This window comes from Burkholderia sp. 3C, assembly GCF_054589155.1.
Genome location: NZ_BAAILN010000148.1, coordinates 33,560 through 48,628 on the forward strand (window position 1 = coordinate 33,560; position 15,069 = coordinate 48,628).

The following is a 15,069-nucleotide window of genomic DNA, read 5'->3' on the forward strand; positions in this document are numbered from 1 at the left end:
CTGCTGCGGTGCGTCGCCCGGTTGCCCTGCTTCGTTCAGCAGTGCCTTGGCCGACAGGCGCACACGGCCCTTCTCGTCCACCTGGATGACCTTGACCTTCACGACCTGGCCTTCCTTCAGGTAGTCGTTGATGTCCTTCACACGCTCGTTGACGATTTCCGAGATGTGCAGCAGGCCATCCTTGCCCGGCAGCAGGTTCACGATCGCGCCGAAATCGAGGAGCTTGAGCACCGCGCCTTCGTAGACCTGACCGATTTCGATTTCAGCCGTGATCTGCTCGATGCGCTTCTTCGCCTCGGCCATGCCTTCGCTGCTCGTGCTCGCGATGGTCACGACGCCGTCGTCGGAGATGTCGATCGTCGTGCCCGTTTCCTCGGTCAGCGCGCGGATCACCGAACCGCCCTTGCCGATCACGTCGCGGATCTTTTCCGGGTTGATCTTGACGGTGATCATGCGCGGTGCGAACTCGGACAGCTGCGTGTTCACGCCCGACACGGCTTCCTTCATCTTGCCGAGGATGTGCAGACGGCCTTCCTTGGCCTGGGCCAGTGCGACCTGCATGATTTCCTTCGTGATGCCCTGGATCTTGATGTCCATCTGCAGGGCCGTCACGCCGGCTTCCGTGCCCGCCACCTTGAAGTCCATGTCGCCGAGGTGATCTTCATCGCCGAGGATGTCGGTCAGCACCGCGAACTTGTTGTCTTCGAGGATCAGGCCCATGGCGATACCGGCGACGTGCGCCTTCATCGGCACGCCGGCGTCCATCAGTGCCAGGCAGCCGCCGCAGACCGAAGCCATCGACGACGAGCCGTTCGATTCGGTGATTTCCGACACGACGCGGATCGAGTAGCCGAATTCTTCGGCGCTCGGCAGGCAGGCGACCAGCGCGCGCTTCGCGAGGCGGCCGTGGCCGATTTCGCGACGCTTCGGCGAGCCGACGCGGCCCGTTTCGCCGGTGGCGAACGGGGGCATGTTGTAGTGAAGCATGAAGCGCTCGCGGTATTCGCCTTCGAGCGCGTCGATGATCTGCTCGTCGCCCTTGGTGCCGAGCGTGGCCACCACCAGCGCCTGCGTTTCGCCGCGCGTGAACAGCGCCGAACCGTGGGTGCGCGGCAGCACGCCGCTGCGGATTTCGATCGGGCGAACCGTGCGCGTGTCGCGGCCGTCGATACGCGGCTCGCCGTTCAGGATCTGCGAACGGACGATCTTCGCTTCGATGTCGAACAGCACGTTGCCGACCGTGGCCTTGTCGGCCGCCGTCGTGCCGGCTGCGGTCGCTTCGGCTTCGAGCTTGGCCGAGGTGGCGGCGTAGACTTCCTTCAGCTTGGCCGAACGGGCTTGCTTGTCGCGGATCTGGTAGGCGGCCAGCAGGTCGCCTTGCGCCGCTGCCGTGACGGAGGCGATCAGTGCCTCGTCCTTCGGCGCCGGCTGCCAGTTCCACTCGGGCTTGCCGCCTTCGCGCACCAGTTCGTGGATCGCATCGATCGCCGTTTGCATCTGTTCGTGACCGAACACCACGGCGCCGAGCATCACGTCTTCCGGCAGTTGATCGGCTTCCGATTCGACCATCAGCACGGCGCGTTCCGTACCGGCGACGACCAGATCCAGGTTCGACGCCTTCAGTTGCTCGCGCGTCGGGTTCAGGACGTACTGCTCATTGATGTAGGCCACGCGCGCGGCGCCGACCGGGCCGTTGAACGGCAGGCCCGACACGGCCAGCGCAGCCGACGCGCCGATCAGCGCGGGGATATCGGCCGGCACTTCCGGGTTGATCGACAGAACGTGGATCACGACCTGGACTTCGTTGTAGAAGCCTTCCGGGAACAGCGGGCGCAGCGGGCGGTCGATCAGGCGCGAGGTCAGCGTCTCGTGCTCCGACGGACGGCCTTCACGGCGGAAGAAGCCGCCCGGGATCTTGCCGGCGGAATAGGTTTTTTCGAGGTAGTCGACGGTCAGCGGGAAGAAATCCTGGCCCGGCTTGGCCGACTTGGCGCCCACGACGGTCGCCAGCACCACGGTGTCTTCGACGTCGACGATCACGGCGCCGCTCGCCTGACGGGCGACTTCGCCCGTTTCAAGACGAACCTTGTGCTGGCCCCACTGGAATTCCTTCACGACTTTGTTGAACAGAGACATGGTCGATCCTTGATTTGTTCATTGATGGCATGCGCCGCGCGAGATTGCGAACCGCGTGCGCGGCGGCGGTGCGGCCCGGCATGACGGGAAGGAGGTGTGTTTTTTATGCCATTCCAGGGCGGGACTGGCGCGTGACGGCAACCGCCGCACTGGAATGACACAAAGCTCCACCCGGCGACCAGGCCGGCGGGCGGCGCGTCCGGATTCCGGACGGGCGCCCTCGGTACAGACAACGGCGAATCGTGACGTACCGCTGAAAAACAAAATGCCTGTATCAGCGGACTGACACAGGCATTTGCGAGAGGCGAACGTCGCCCCGCTTACTTACGCAGACCCAGCTTCTCGATCAGCGCGCGATAGCGGTCGGCATCCTTGCCCTTCAGGTAGTCGAGCAGCTTGCGGCGGCGGCTCACCATGCGCAGCAGGCCGCGGCGGCTGTGGTGATCCTTCGCGTGCGACTTGAAGTGACCCGTCAGCTCGATGATGCGCGCGGTCAGCAGCGCAACTTGAACTTCGGGCGAACCCGTGTCGTTGGCGCCACGCGCGAAATTAGCAACAACTTCCGACTTCTTGATATCTGCAACCGACATGTGATTTCCTTTCTAGCGAACAGGCGGACACGGAAGAATGGCCGTGCCGTGACGGCTGTCATAATTGACAACCGGCGGGCATTGTAGCACAAGTCATTTGCCCGCCTAAGCTGCCTGCCTGGAGGCGCCGTTCGGAATGCCGCCGATGGCCGTTCGATGAGCGCCGCCGGCAACGCCAGCGCGGGTTGGAAACCAGGGTCGGCATTGTCGAAGCGCATGATCGCGGTGCCCGGCATCGCCAGCGGGCCGAACCTGCGCTCGATCAATCAGCGCGATCACACCGGCTCCGCAACGCGATCCTGCCCGCGCAGGGTAACCGGCATGAACGCCATGCAGGCGGCAGCGAGGCGCTTCCATCGGAACCGGCGTGGCGTTCCTTACAAGCCGAATTCAGGACCCGAATCATACCGGAGCCGCACGCCAGGCTCACGCGCGCGGCGCGTGACTTGATACCCGAGCGGTGATACAACAGCGCATCGCATCCGACGGAGACCCGCATGTTTCGACGACTTCCCGTACTGCTTGCCGTGGCGGCCACCCTGCTGGCCGGCTGCGCGCAACCGTGGCAGCGCTATCAGGCGGGAGAAGATCAGTCGGCGCTGATCGCCCGGCTCGGTCCGCCGGGCGAGATCTACGACCTGCCCGACGGCGGCAAGCGCCTGATGTGGCCGACCCAGCCGATGGGCGAGACCACCACCGCCGCCGACGTCGACGCGGCCGGCAAGGTGCGCAGCATGCGCCAGGTGCTGCAACCGAACGAGTTCTATCGCGCCGAGATCGGCAAGTGGAAGAAGGCCGACGTGCTGGTCAATTTCGGCCGCCCCGAGGAAACCGCGTACTTCCCGCTGATGAAGCGCGAAGTGTGGACGTACCGCTATCTCGAGGACAACGTCTGGTACATGTTGTACAGCTTCTATTTCGACGACCAGGGCATCCTGCGCCTCACGCAGAAGACACCCGATCCGCTGCACGATCCCGACCGTCGCGCGGCGTTCTGAGCGGCACCCATAATCTTTCAAAATACTGTCATTCTCGACAGGATCGATTCAGGCCATTTCAGCCAACCGGCGAAATGGCCTTTTTTATTGATTCCTTCATATCGCAATGAAATCGGAAAAATAATCTTTAAGTTATCAAACTGATTCGTAGCTTTTTCCGCTCACATTCCTTGATGGGCGGCACTTTCATCGATATGCCCTGCACCATCCATCAGCCATTTCTTTTCCAAAATGGTGCAAAGCGTATTCGCATTTCCGTAATTTGAAACAGAATGTTTCAGCCCCGCCTCGCATCCAGATAAACCCCTAACATTCCTTCCAACTAGCTTTCAACTTGGAGAGCGCGGCCGAACGTGTTGCCTCCCGCACCGTTCATATCTTGCCTATTTGAATAGGATTCCTGATGAATCACGCCAAAAGCCTGCTCGCCGCCAACGTCGCCTGGGCGCGGGAAACCGCCGAGCGCGTACCCGGCTTCTTCGATGCGTTGTCGCAGGGACAAAACCCCCGCGTGCTGTGGCTCGGCTGCTCCGACAGCCGCGTGCCCGCCGAATCGATCACGCACAGTGCGCCGGGCGAGTTGTTCGTCCACCGCAACATCGCCAACCTGTTCCATCCCGACGACGACAACAGCGTCAGCGTGCTCGAATACGCGGTGCGCGTGCTCAAGGTGGATCACGTGATCGTTTGCGGCCACTACGGCTGCGGCGGTGTGCGCGCCTCGCTGCTGCCGCCGCCGGCCGATCTGCCGCACGTCGCGCGCCGCATCGCGCCGCTCTGCGCGTTGGCGGCGCGCCACCGCAGTTCGCTCGATGCCCTGCCGGCCGATACGGCCGCGAACCGGCTCGCCGAACTGAACGTGCTGGAGCAAGTGCAACGCCTGCGCGAACACCCTATCGTGCGCGACAGCACGTCCGCGCCGCTCGTGCACGGCTGGATCTTCTCGTTGTCGGACGGCCTGCTGAACGTGTTGTCGTCGGGCTACGAGCCGTCGGACACCACGTCGGCCCAAGCCATCGAACCCACCGAATTCGCCAATCCCGGCTCGCTGAAGGCCGCCTGAATCCGGCGCGGCCGGGTTCTCGCCCCGGCCCGCGCGCCCGCCCTCTCGCTCTCCCATCCGATCCCCATCATGAATCTACGCAACGTCTTCTCCACGTTCCCGCGCGACTTCGTCGCCGGCACCGTCGTGTTTCTCGTCGCGTTGCCGCTGTGTCTCGGCATTGCCAACGCGTCAGGCGTCGAACCGTTCGCGGGCCTGATTTCGGGCATCGTCGGCGGCCTGGTGGTCGCGTTCCTGAGCGGCTCGCCGCTGTCCGTCAGCGGGCCTGCGGCCGGCCTGGTGGTGATCGTCATCGACGGCATTGCCCAGCTCGGCAGCTTTCCGGCGTTCCTGCTCGCCGTGGTGCTGTCCGGCCTGTTACAGCTCGGCCTCGGCATGCTGCGCGCGGGCCAGTTGGCGGCCTACGTGCCCTCGCCCGTCATCAAGGGCATGCTGGCCGCGATCGGCCTGCTGCTGATCGTCAAGCAGGTGCCGTTCGCACTCGGCCTGCACGGCGGTACGGCCGCGTTCAGCGCCCATGCAATCGGCGCGGCCGTCATCGCGGTCGCCTCGCTGGCACTGCTGATCGCCTGGGATCTGCCCGCGCTGCGCCGCTTCGCGCTGGTGCGCAACGTGCCGGCGCCGCTCGTGGTGGTGGCGATCGGCATCGCCGCGACGCTCGCGCTCAATACGTTGTTGCCTGGTTTCGCGCCGCCTGCCGAGCACCGCGTCGCCCTGCCCGCGCTCGATTCGCTGGCCTCGCTCGGGGGCGCCCTGCAGGCTGCGGAATTCGGCCCGCATTTCGCGCAGTTGTGGAACCCGGACGTCTGGCGCGTGGCGATCACGCTCGCGATCGTCGCCAGCCTCGAAACGCTGCTGTCGCTCGAAGCGGTCGAACAGATCGATCCGAAACGCCGCCCGCCGCTGCCGAATCGCGAGCTGAAGGCGCAGGGCGTGGGCAACCTGGTGGCCGGCGCATTCGGCGGCCTGCCGATCACCTCGGTGATCGTGCGCAGCTCGGTGAACGTGCATGCGGGCGCGCAAAGCCGGATCTCGGCCGTGGTGCACGGCGTGCTGCTGCTCGTCAGCGTGTTCCTGCTGACCGAGCTGATCAACCTGATCCCGCTGGCCACGCTCGCCGCGATCCTAATCCACACGGGCTTCAAGCTCGCCAAGCCGAAGCTGTTCCAGGCCGTCGCGAAGCAGGGGCCGGCCGCCTTCATTCCGTTCGTCGCGACGATCGCGGGCGTGCTCGCGGTGGACCTGCTGTTCGGCATCGCGCTCGGTATCGTGATCAGCGTGCTGGCGGTGGCGCTGGCGAACCTGCGCAGCCCGGCCACGCTTGCGCAGCACGACGATCACTACCTGCTGACGTTCCGCAAGGACGTCTCGTTTCTCGGCAAGGTGCAGGTCAAGCATTACCTGCGTCAGATTCCGGACCGCGCCATCGTGATCATCGACGCCACGCGCGCCGACACGATCGACCACGACGTGCGCGACCTGATCGATGCATTCATCGCCGATGCGCCGGCGCGCGAAATTCTGGTCGACTACCGGCAGCCGATGCGCGCCAACGCCAACCGCTGGTCGTTCTCGACGCTGCGCAATCCGGGCAGCATGTAATCGATCGCGGCACCGGCGCAATCGGCCGTCGCAATGAAAAACGCCCCGCGAGCCATCAGGCCTCGCGGGGCGTTTTCATGCGTGGTCCAGGCTTGAGCCAGCCTCGCGGGCCGGCCCAGGCCGACATCACGAACGTTGCGGATTGAGCTTGTCGACGTCCGAATACAGCTTGTTCAGCGCCGACAGATAGGCCTTGGCCGAGGCCGCGACGATATCGGGATCGGTGCCGACGCCGTTGACGATTCGGCCGCTCTTCGACAGCCGCACCGTGACTTCGCCCTGCGCCTGCGTGCCGGTGGTGATCGCGTTGACCGAGTACAGCAGCAACTCGGAGCCGCTGCCGACTTCGGTTTCGATGGCGTTGAGCACCGCGTCCACCGGCCCGTTGCCATGCGCCTCGCCCGTCACTTCGCCGCCGGCCACCGAGAACACGACCTTCGCGTGCGGCTGCTCGCCCGTTTCCGAGCGCTGCGACAGCGACACGAACTTGTAGTGCTCGCGCTCGACCACGGCGGCTTCTTCCGAGACGATCGCGATGATGTCCTCGTCGAAAATCTCCGCCTTGCGGTCGGCCAGATCCTTGAAGCGCGTGAACGCGGCGTTCAGTTCGGTTTCGCTGTCGAGCGCGACGCCCAGTTCCTGCAAGCGCTGCTTGAAGGCGTTGCGGCCCGAGAGCTTGCCGAGCACGATCTTGTTCGCGCTCCAGCCCACGTCTTCCGCGCGCATGATTTCATAGGTGTCGCGCGCCTTCAGCACGCCGTCCTGGTGAATGCCCGAGGCGTGCGCGAACGCGTTGGCGCCGACCACGGCCTTGTTCGGCTGCACGACGAAACCGGTGATCTGCGAGACGAGCTTCGACGCCGGCACGATCTGCGTGGTGTCGAGGCCGACGTCGAGGCCGAAGTAATCCTTGCGCGTCTTCAGGGCCATGACGATTTCCTCAAGCGAGGTATTGCCCGCCCGCTCGCCGAGACCGTTGATCGTGCACTCGACCTGACGCGCGCCGCCGATCTGCACACCAGCCAGCGAGTTCGCCACGGCCATGCCCAGATCGTTGTGGCAATGCACCGAGAACACGGCCTTGTCCGAATTCGGAATGCGCTCGCGCAACGTCTTGACCAGGTTGCCGTACAGCTCCGGCACACCGTAGCCGACCGTGTCGGCGATGTTGATGGTGGTCGCGCCTTCGGCGATCACGGCTTCCAGCACGCGGCACAGGAAATCCATGTCCGAGCGGCTGCCGTCTTCGGGCGAGAACTCGACGTTGTCGGTGAACTTGCGCGCGAAACGCACGGCCAGGCGCGCCTGCTCGAACACCTGATCCGGCGTCATCCGGAGCTTCTTCTCCATGTGCAGCGGCGAGGTGGCGATGAAGGTGTGGATCCGGAAGCTGTTGGCCGGCTTCAGTGCATCGGCGGCACGCTGGATGTCCTTGTCGTTGGCTCGCGCCAGCGAGCAGATCGTGCTGTCCTTCACGAGCCCCGCGATCGTGTGGATCGCATCGAAATCGCCGTTCGAGCTGGCCGCGAAGCCGGCTTCGATCACGTCGACCTTCATCCGTTCGAGCTGCTTGGCGATACGGATTTTTTCTTCCTTCGTCATCGACGCACCAGGCGATTGTTCGCCGTCACGCAAGGTCGTGTCGAAAATGATCAGCTTGTCTGTCATGGGGAGGCTCCAGGGGGATTTTGTAGGTGAACCAGAAAACGATGGAGTTCGCGCCACCGCTGGCGACGCTCTACAACAGACGAGGCTTGACGGAGGGCGAAACCGATCAGCGCGGCAGGCGCGCTAGCGCTAGTGCGCGTAGGGGCGCACCGGCTTGAAGGCGGGAGAGGCGGGAGAGGCGGGAAAATGCGGTCATGGCGGTGAATATAGCGGCATTCGGGCAGGCGTGCAATCGGGCCGCGCACCGGGCCGGCCGGGCCCATAAAAAACGGCGACCCGATGAAGGTCGCCGTTCTTGCGATGCACTGCGCCGGGTGCAAGGCAGCGAAATCGGCCTCAGTGCTCGCGCTGCGACGATCTGGCCGGATTGGCCCGGCCGCGGATCGCCATGTAGCCCCAGAACACATAACCGGACAGCCCGTAGAGCACGAACAGCCCGAACAGCATCAGCGGCGGATCGGACGACACCAACACGAAGGCCACCACCACCAGCAGGATCGCCGCGAACGGCACGCGGTGCCGCACGTCGAGCGCCTTGCCGCTGTAGAACGGCGCGTTCGACACCATCGTCACGCCCGCGTAGATCGTCAGCACGAACGCCACCCACGGCAGCCAGCCCAGCTTGAGCGGCACGCGGTTGTCGGTCGCCAGCCAGACGAAGCCGGCGATCAGCGCCGCGGCGGCCGGGCTCGGCAGCCCCTGGAAGAAGCGCTTGTCGACCGAACCGATATTGGTGTTGAAACGCGCGAGCCGCAGCGCGGCGCCCGAACAGTAGACGAACGCGGCGAGCCAGCCCCAACGGCCGAGATCCTTGAGCACCCACTCGTACATCACGAGCGCCGGCGCGACGCCGAACGAGACCATGTCGGACAGGCTGTCGAACTGCTCGCCGAACGCGCTTTGGGTATGCGTCATGCGGGCGACGCGGCCGTCCATGCCGTCGAGCACCATCGCCACGAAGATCGCGATCGCGGCGATCTCGAAGCGTACGTTCATCGCCTGCACGACGGCGAAGAAGCCGCAGAACAGCGCAGCCGTGGTGAACGCGTTCGGCAGCAGATAAATGCCGCGCGTGCGCAGGAACTGCTGGCGCGCGGCGCGGCGCGGTTCGGCGCCCGCATCGGTGCCGATCACCTTGTTGTGCCGGAACGAGCGCGGCAGGGATTTGCCGTTGCGCGGCCGGCGGGGTTTGAATGCTGCCATCGAGCCTCCTGCCGCTTACTGCGGCAATTCAGCAAGAATCGTCGACGATGCGGAGACCTTTTCACCGATCGTCACGCGCGCGCGGCTGCCGACCGGCAGATACACGTCCACGCGCGAACCGAAGCGGATGAAGCCGTAGCGCTGGCCGCGCGTGAGCGGCTCGCCGCTGCGCACGTAGCAAAGAATGCGCCGCGCCACGAGGCCGGCGATCTGCACCGAGGTGACGATATGGTTGCTGCCGGTGTGGATCACGACCGCATTGCGCTCGTTCTCGGTGGAGGCCTTGTCGATCGCCGCGTTCAGGAACGCGCCGGGGAAATACTCGACCTTGGTGATCGCGCCATCCACGGGCGAGCGCTGCGAGTGCACGTTGAACACGTTCATGAACACGCTGATCTTCAGCGCTTCGCGGTTCGCGTACGGGTCGTGCGCGGTTTCCACCGCAACGATGCGGCCGTCGGCGGGGCACAGCACGGCGTTGGCCTGGGTGGGAATCGGGCGCGCCGGGTCGCGGAAGAACTGCACCACGAAAGCGAGCAGCAGCCAGAACGGCCAGGCAAGGCCAAACCCGGCGACTGCATGGATCAGCAGCGCGACGACGGCAGCGATCGCGATGAACGGCCAGCCTTCGCGCGCAATGATCGGATGAGGGTAGTTCATGGTGACGTTCGGTGAATAGCAAAGCCCGTAGCATAACAAAAGCCGCCCTCGGCACTGCGGCCTTCGGGCGGCTTTTCGGAGCGGACCCCGAAAACCGGGGCCGTCATTCGGCGAATGCTTAGTTCTTCGACTGGTCGACCAGCTTGTTCTTCGCGATCCACGGCATCATCGCGCGCAGCTTCGAGCCGACTTGCTCGATCTGGTGCTCGGCCGTCAGGCGGCGGCGCGATTGCAGCGTCGGTGCGCCTGCCTTGTTTTCGAGGATGAAGCTCTTGGCGTACTCGCCCGTCTGGATGTCCGTCAGGACAGCCTTCATCGCCTTCTTGGTTTCTTCCGTGACGATGCGCGGGCCCGTCACGTATTCACCGTACTCGGCGTTGTTCGAGATCGAGTAGTTCATGTTCGCGATGCCGCCTTCGTAGATCAGGTCGACGATCAGCTTCAGTTCGTGCAGGCACTCGAAGTAGGCCATTTCCGGCGCGTAACCGGCTTCGACCAGCGTTTCGAAACCGGCCTTGATCAGGTCGACCGTACCGCCGCACAGCACGGCTTGTTCGCCGAACAGATCGGTTTCGGTTTCTTCGCGGAAGTTCGTTTCGATGATGCCGGCACGGCCGCCGCCGTTCGCTGCCGCGTACGACAGCGCGACGTCGCGCGCTGCGCCCGACTTGTCCTGGTGAACGGCGATCAGGTGCGGCACGCCGCCACCTTGCGAGTACGTGCCGCGAACCGTGTGGCCCGGTGCCTTCGGCGCGATCATGATCACGTCGAGGTCGGCGCGCGGGATCACCTGGCCGTAGTGGACGTTGAAGCCGTGTGCGAAGGCCAGCGCGGCGCCTTGCTTGGCGTTGGCGTGCACTTCGTTCGCGTACACCTCGGCGATCTGCTCGTCCGGCAGCAGCATCATGACGACGTCGGCGCCCTTCACCGCTTCGGCGACTTCCTTGACCGTCAGGCCAGCGTTCTCGGCCTTGCTCCACGACGCGCCATTCTTGCGCAGGCCGACCGTCACATTCACGCCGCTTTCCTTCAGGTTCAGCGCGTGAGCATGGCCTTGCGAGCCATAACCGATGATCGTGACTTGCTTGCCCTTGATGAGGGAGAGGTCAGCGTCCTTGTCGTAGAAAACTTTCATGATCATTCCTTCGCAAATTCAGTGAGTTCGTTCAATGGGTACTGCTACCGGGGCATGACGGCGCACCCGGCTCCGTTCGATACGGCGGCGTCAAACCTTCAGGATGCGCTCGCCGCGACCGATGCCCGAGCTGCCGGTCCGCACGGTTTCGAGAATCGCGCCGGCGTCCAGCCCCTGGATGAATGCGTCGAGCTTGTCGCTCGCGCCCGTCAATTCAATGGTGTAGGTCTTTTCGGTCACGTCGATGATGCGGCCACGGAAAATATCCGCCATCCGCTTCATTTCTTCGCGTTCCTTGCCTACTGCCCGCACCTTGATCAGCATCAACTCGCGCTCGATATGCGCGCCGTCGGTCAGGTCCACGACCTTCACCACCTCGATCAGGCGGTTCAGATGCTTCGTGATCTGTTCGATCACGTCGTCGGAGCCGATGGATACGATGGTCAGACGCGACAGCGAATTGTCTTCGGTCGGCGCCACCGTCAAGGTTTCAATGTTGTAGCCACGTGCCGAGAACAGGCCGACCACGCGCGAAAGCGCGCCCGGTTCGTTTTCCAGCAGCACGGAAATGATGTGTCGCATGTTCGCTTCTTCCCGATGAGATCTCGACTAATCCAGTTCGAATGCACGTTGTGCGCCGCCCGGCGCCGCCCGCTCTTCATGGAAGCGGGAGCACGGGGCGCGACGCACCAACGCGCCGTTACAGATCTTCCGATCCGAGCAGCATCTCGGTGATGCCCTTGCCGGCCTGAACCATCGGCCAGACGTTCTCGGTCGGATCGGTCTGGAAGTCGAGAAACACGGTGCGATCCTTCAGACGCAGCGCTTCCTTCAGCGCCGGCTCCACATCGGACGATTTTTCGATCCGCATCCCGACGTGGCCGAACGCTTCGGCGAGCTTCACGAAATCGGGCAGCGCATCCATATAGGAATGGGAATAGCGCTTGCTGTATTCGATCTGCTGCCACTGGCGAACCATGCCGAGGTAGCGGTTGTTGAGCGAGATGATCTTGACGGGCGTGTCGTACTGCTTGCAGGTCGACAGCTCCTGGATGCACATCTGGATCGAGCCTTCGCCCGTGATGCACACCACGTCGTCGTCGGGGTGGGCCATCTTGACGCCCATCGCGGCCGGCAGGCCGAAGCCCATCGTGCCGAGACCGCCCGAGTTGATCCAGCGGCGCGGCTTGTCGAAGCGGTAGAACTGCGCGGCCCACATCTGGTGCTGGCCGACGTCCGAGCACACGAACGCTTCGCCCTTGGTCAGCTTCCACAGCGTCTCGACCACATGCTGCGGCTTGATGATTTCGCTTTCGCGGTCGAACTTCAGGCAATCCTTCGAGCGCCAGCCCTCGATGTCCTTCCACCATTGCGCGAGCGCTTCGGTGTCGGGGCCATGCTCGGCCGTCTGCAATTGCTCGATCAGTTCCTTCAGCACTTCCTTGACGTCACCGACGATCGGGATATCGACCTTGACGCGCTTGCTGATCGACGACGGATCGATGTCGATATGGACGATCTTGCGCGGGCGCGACGCGAAGTGCGCCGGATCGCCGATCACGCGGTCGTCGAAACGCGCGCCGATCGCGATCAGCACGTCGCAGTGCTGCATCGCCATGTTCGCTTCGTAGGTACCGTGCATGCCGAGCATGCCGAGGAACTTCGAATCGGAAGCGCGATAACCGCCCAGGCCCATCAGCGTATTCGTGACCGGGTAGCCGAGCAGGTCGGCGAACTGGTTCAGCTCGCGCGCCGCATCGGCCAGGATGATGCCGCCGCCCGTATAGATATACGGACGCTTGGCCGACAGCAGCAGCGAGACGGCCTTGCGGATCTGGCCCGAATGGCCCTTGGTGACCGGGTTGTACGAGCGCAGCGACACGCTCTTGACCGGCACGTACTCGCACGGCGTTTTCGACACGTCCTTCGGAATGTCGATCAACACCGGGCCGGGCCGGCCGGTACGTGCGATGAAGAACGCCTTCTTGACCGTTTCGGCCAGGTCGCGCACGTCCTTCACGAGGAAATTGTGTTTGACGCAGGGGCGCGTGATACCGACCGTGTCGCATTCCTGGAACGCGTCCAGGCCGATTGCGCCGGTGGGCACCTGCCCGCTGATCACCACGAGCGGGATCGAATCCATGTAGGCGGTGGCGATACCGGTGACGGCATTCGTGACGCCCGGGCCGGACGTGACGAGACACACGCCGACGTTGCCCGTCGAACGCGCATACGCATCCGCCGCGTGCACTGCCGCCTGTTCGTGGCGCACGAGCACGTGCTGGATCTTTTCCTGCTTGTAGAGTTCGTCGTAGATGTAGAGAACCGAGCCGCCGGGGTAGCCCCAGATGAATTCGACGTTCTCGTCGGCCAGTGCCTGCATGAGCACGGTGGCGCCGATCGAGTCGCTCGACGGGGCTGGAATGGGTTCCGACGTGGAGAATTCCGCGCTGGGCATGTTCATATCGACCTTTCGAATTTTCGGAAAAAAATTGATCGGGTGCTCTCTGCCGAACTTGTGATCCGGGTTCAAGCGGCGCGTCCAGTTGACAAGCTGGCTTCTTGGGCCAACTTCAATTGAGACCATCACTTATATTGCGAACCAGCGACGATATAGTGTCGGCGTCAAGTGGTCAAGAAAAAAATCCCGAGTGTGGCGAGCGGCCCGGCGAGCACCGCCGTGCAGGCACCCTCGCCTGCTGCTGCGACGCCACGTGAGGTGCCGGCCGGCACGAAAATTTGTTAGCATCCGCCCCGTTTACGAAATTTTTCGTCCTACCGCCCCTTCGAGCGCAGACCTTTTCCCGGAATGGCATCAGACAAGGAACTCGCCGATTTTCTGACGAGCGTCGAACGGCGCGCGTTCAAGCAGGCCGCCTACGCCGTGCGCGACGACGACGCATCGCTCGACATCGTGCAGGACGCGATGATCCGGCTTGCGGAGAAGTACGGCGACCGTCCCCCTGCCGAACTGCCCCTGCTGTTTCAGCGGATCCTGCAGAACGCGATCCACGATTACTTCCGCCGCCAAAAGGTCCGCAACACCTGGGTCAGCCTCTTCTCGTCGCTCGGCAGCGGCGACGACGAGGATTTCGACCCGCTCGAAACGCTCGACACGGCCGACAATGGCAACGGTATCGAAAGCAGCGAAACCCGCCTCGAACGGGAGCAGGTGCTCACGCTGATCGACGCCGAAATCCGCAAGCTTCCGGCACGTCAACGGGAAGCCTTCCTGATGCGTTATTGGGAGGATATGGATGTTGCCGAAACAGCCGCCGCCATGGGTTGTTCCGAAGGCAGCGTCAAGACGCACTGCTCACGGGCCACGCACGCATTGGCACAAGCGCTCAAGGCCAAAGGAATCACGCTATGAGCTTCGCTCCCGAACAGAAAGAATTCGAATTTGCCCTGAAGATCCGCCGCGCACTGGACGAGCGCGCAGCGGATCTGCCCCCGTCCGCCACCGACCGCCTGGCCGTGGCGCGGCGAGCCGCGCTCGCGCGCAAGAAACCCGACCCCGGCATCGTGCTGGTGCCGGCGCTCGCGGGCAACATGGCAGGCGGCTTCGGCCTGCTGCCCGGCCCGGCCGCCCGGCCGCCGGCCTCGCTCGCTCGCCGGCTGGTGCGCGCCGTGCCGCTGCTGGTGCTGCTGGCCGGCATCGTCGGCATCGCGTACTGGGAAAATCTGGAGCATACGGCGGAACTGGCCGACATCGACGCTGCCATGCTGAACGATGACCTGCCGCTCAATGCGTACCTCGACCACGGGTTCAACGCCTATTTGTCGCACACGCGCTGAGCGCAACCAGATACACAAGGACGCACGGGGTGATTCACAAACGCGGACTGGCGATATTTTTCGGGAGCGCGATCGCGCTCGTGGTTGCTTACGCGGCCACCTACACGCGTTTCGATGATCAACCGGCTGCAGCCGCCGGCCCCGCGGCGGCCGCGGCCGCAACCGCCACCAGCGCGCCGGCGGCGACCCAGCCGGTCGTCAGCCTGTCGCTGCCGA

13 protein-coding genes are annotated in these 15,069 nt (G+C 64.1%); 5 read left to right on the plus strand and 8 right to left on the minus strand.

The features are described 5' to 3' along the window. Positions 1 to 2,136 (minus strand): polyribonucleotide nucleotidyltransferase (pnp, locus tag ACYP33_RS30375; protein ID WP_459624986.1); only part of this gene is annotated, 2,136 nt, incomplete at its 3' end. A gap of 320 nt (positions 2,137 to 2,456) precedes the next feature. Then, positions 2,457 to 2,726, minus strand: a complete 270-nt coding sequence (gene rpsO / locus ACYP33_RS30380; protein WP_414442647.1) for a 30S ribosomal protein S15 — start codon at positions 2,724 to 2,726, stop codon at positions 2,457 to 2,459. A 497-nt stretch (positions 2,727 to 3,223) separates the two neighbouring features. Between rpsO and ACYP33_RS30385 the strand changes: the two genes are divergently transcribed. From ACYP33_RS30385 to ACYP33_RS30395, 3 genes are all read left to right on the plus strand, one after another. Continuing rightward, positions 3,224 to 3,724, plus strand: a complete 501-nt coding sequence (locus ACYP33_RS30385; protein WP_414451365.1) for a hypothetical protein — start codon at positions 3,224 to 3,226, stop codon at positions 3,722 to 3,724. A gap of 403 nt (positions 3,725 to 4,127) precedes the next feature. After that, the gene (locus ACYP33_RS30390; RefSeq protein WP_414442650.1) at positions 4,128 to 4,787 is read left to right on the plus strand and encodes a carbonic anhydrase; all 660 of its coding nucleotides are present in this window, start codon (positions 4,128 to 4,130) and stop codon (positions 4,785 to 4,787) included. Positions 4,788 to 4,853: 66 nt separating this feature from the next. Next, complete coding sequence (locus tag ACYP33_RS30395; RefSeq protein ID WP_459625029.1) at positions 4,854 to 6,389, plus strand: SulP family inorganic anion transporter; 1,536 nt, start codon at positions 4,854 to 4,856, stop codon at positions 6,387 to 6,389. A 126-nt stretch (positions 6,390 to 6,515) separates the two neighbouring features. On the opposite strand, the gene ACYP33_RS30400 is transcribed toward ACYP33_RS30395, so the two are convergent. The 6 genes from ACYP33_RS30400 to ACYP33_RS30425 all read right to left on the minus strand — a co-directional run bounded on the left by ACYP33_RS30400 (position 6,516) and on the right by ACYP33_RS30425 (position 13,519). Then, positions 6,516 to 8,057 carry a 2-isopropylmalate synthase gene (locus ACYP33_RS30400; RefSeq protein ID WP_414442651.1) on the minus strand — a complete coding sequence of 514 codons (1,542 nt, stop codon included), beginning with the start codon at positions 8,055 to 8,057 and terminating at the stop codon, positions 6,516 to 6,518. Positions 8,058 to 8,393: 336 nt separating this feature from the next. After that, entirely contained in the window at positions 8,394 to 9,260 is an 867-nt protein-coding gene (pssA, locus tag ACYP33_RS30405; RefSeq protein ID WP_414442652.1) for a CDP-diacylglycerol--serine O-phosphatidyltransferase, read from the minus strand. 15 nt (positions 9,261 to 9,275) lie between these two features. Then, on the minus strand, positions 9,276 to 9,920 hold the full coding sequence (locus ACYP33_RS30410; RefSeq protein WP_414442653.1) for a phosphatidylserine decarboxylase: 645 nt from the start codon (positions 9,918 to 9,920) through the stop codon (positions 9,276 to 9,278). Positions 9,921 to 10,038: 118 nt separating this feature from the next. Next, complete coding sequence (gene ilvC, locus ACYP33_RS30415) at positions 10,039 to 11,055, minus strand: ketol-acid reductoisomerase (protein WP_414442654.1); 1,017 nt, start codon at positions 11,053 to 11,055, stop codon at positions 10,039 to 10,041. 90 nt (positions 11,056 to 11,145) lie between these two features. Continuing rightward, the gene (gene ilvN / locus ACYP33_RS30420) at positions 11,146 to 11,637 is read right to left on the minus strand and encodes an acetolactate synthase small subunit (RefSeq protein ID WP_013698880.1); all 492 of its coding nucleotides are present in this window, start codon (positions 11,635 to 11,637) and stop codon (positions 11,146 to 11,148) included. A gap of 118 nt (positions 11,638 to 11,755) precedes the next feature. After that, positions 11,756 to 13,519: an acetolactate synthase 3 catalytic subunit gene (locus ACYP33_RS30425; protein WP_414451363.1), complete on the minus strand. Its 1,764-nt coding sequence runs from the start codon at positions 13,517 to 13,519 to the stop codon at positions 11,756 to 11,758. A gap of 345 nt (positions 13,520 to 13,864) precedes the next feature. On the opposite strand from ACYP33_RS30425, the gene ACYP33_RS30430 reads away from it, so the two are divergent. Then, a complete protein-coding gene (locus ACYP33_RS30430) occupies positions 13,865 to 14,428 on the plus strand; it encodes an RNA polymerase sigma factor (RefSeq protein ID WP_414442656.1) in 564 nt (187 codons plus the stop codon). Next, positions 14,425 to 14,853 carry a DUF3619 family protein gene (locus tag ACYP33_RS30435; RefSeq protein WP_459624987.1) on the plus strand — a complete coding sequence of 143 codons (429 nt, stop codon included), beginning with the start codon at positions 14,425 to 14,427 and terminating at the stop codon, positions 14,851 to 14,853. The genes ACYP33_RS30430 and ACYP33_RS30435 overlap by 4 nt, the downstream gene beginning before the upstream one ends. Positions 14,854 to 15,069 lie beyond the last annotated feature (216 nt).

Excerpts from the sequence above, each read along its gene's own strand:
- ilvC (WP_414442654.1), bottom strand. The coding sequence starts at position 11,055 with ATGAAAGTTTTCTACGACAAGGACGCTGACCTCTCCCTCATCAAGGGC.
- ACYP33_RS30425 (WP_414451363.1), bottom strand. The coding sequence starts at position 13,519 with ATGAACATGCCCAGCGCGGAATTCTCCACGTCGGAACCCATTCCAGCC.
- ACYP33_RS30430 (WP_414442656.1), top strand. The coding sequence starts at position 13,865 with ATGGCATCAGACAAGGAACTCGCCGATTTTCTGACGAGCGTCGAACGG.
- ACYP33_RS30435 (WP_459624987.1), top strand. The coding sequence starts at position 14,425 with ATGAGCTTCGCTCCCGAACAGAAAGAATTCGAATTTGCCCTGAAGATC.
- ACYP33_RS30410 (WP_414442653.1), bottom strand. The coding sequence starts at position 9,920 with ATGAACTACCCTCATCCGATCATTGCGCGCGAAGGCTGGCCGTTCATC.
- rpsO (WP_414442647.1), bottom strand. The coding sequence starts at position 2,726 with ATGTCGGTTGCAGATATCAAGAAGTCGGAAGTTGTTGCTAATTTCGCG.
- pssA (WP_414442652.1), bottom strand. The coding sequence starts at position 9,260 with ATGGCAGCATTCAAACCCCGCCGGCCGCGCAACGGCAAATCCCTGCCG.
- ACYP33_RS30385 (WP_414451365.1), top strand. The coding sequence starts at position 3,224 with ATGTTTCGACGACTTCCCGTACTGCTTGCCGTGGCGGCCACCCTGCTG.
- ACYP33_RS30390 (WP_414442650.1), top strand. The coding sequence starts at position 4,128 with ATGAATCACGCCAAAAGCCTGCTCGCCGCCAACGTCGCCTGGGCGCGG.
- ACYP33_RS30400 (WP_414442651.1), bottom strand. The coding sequence starts at position 8,057 with ATGACAGACAAGCTGATCATTTTCGACACGACCTTGCGTGACGGCGAA.
- ilvN (WP_013698880.1), bottom strand. The coding sequence starts at position 11,637 with ATGCGACACATCATTTCCGTGCTGCTGGAAAACGAACCGGGCGCGCTT.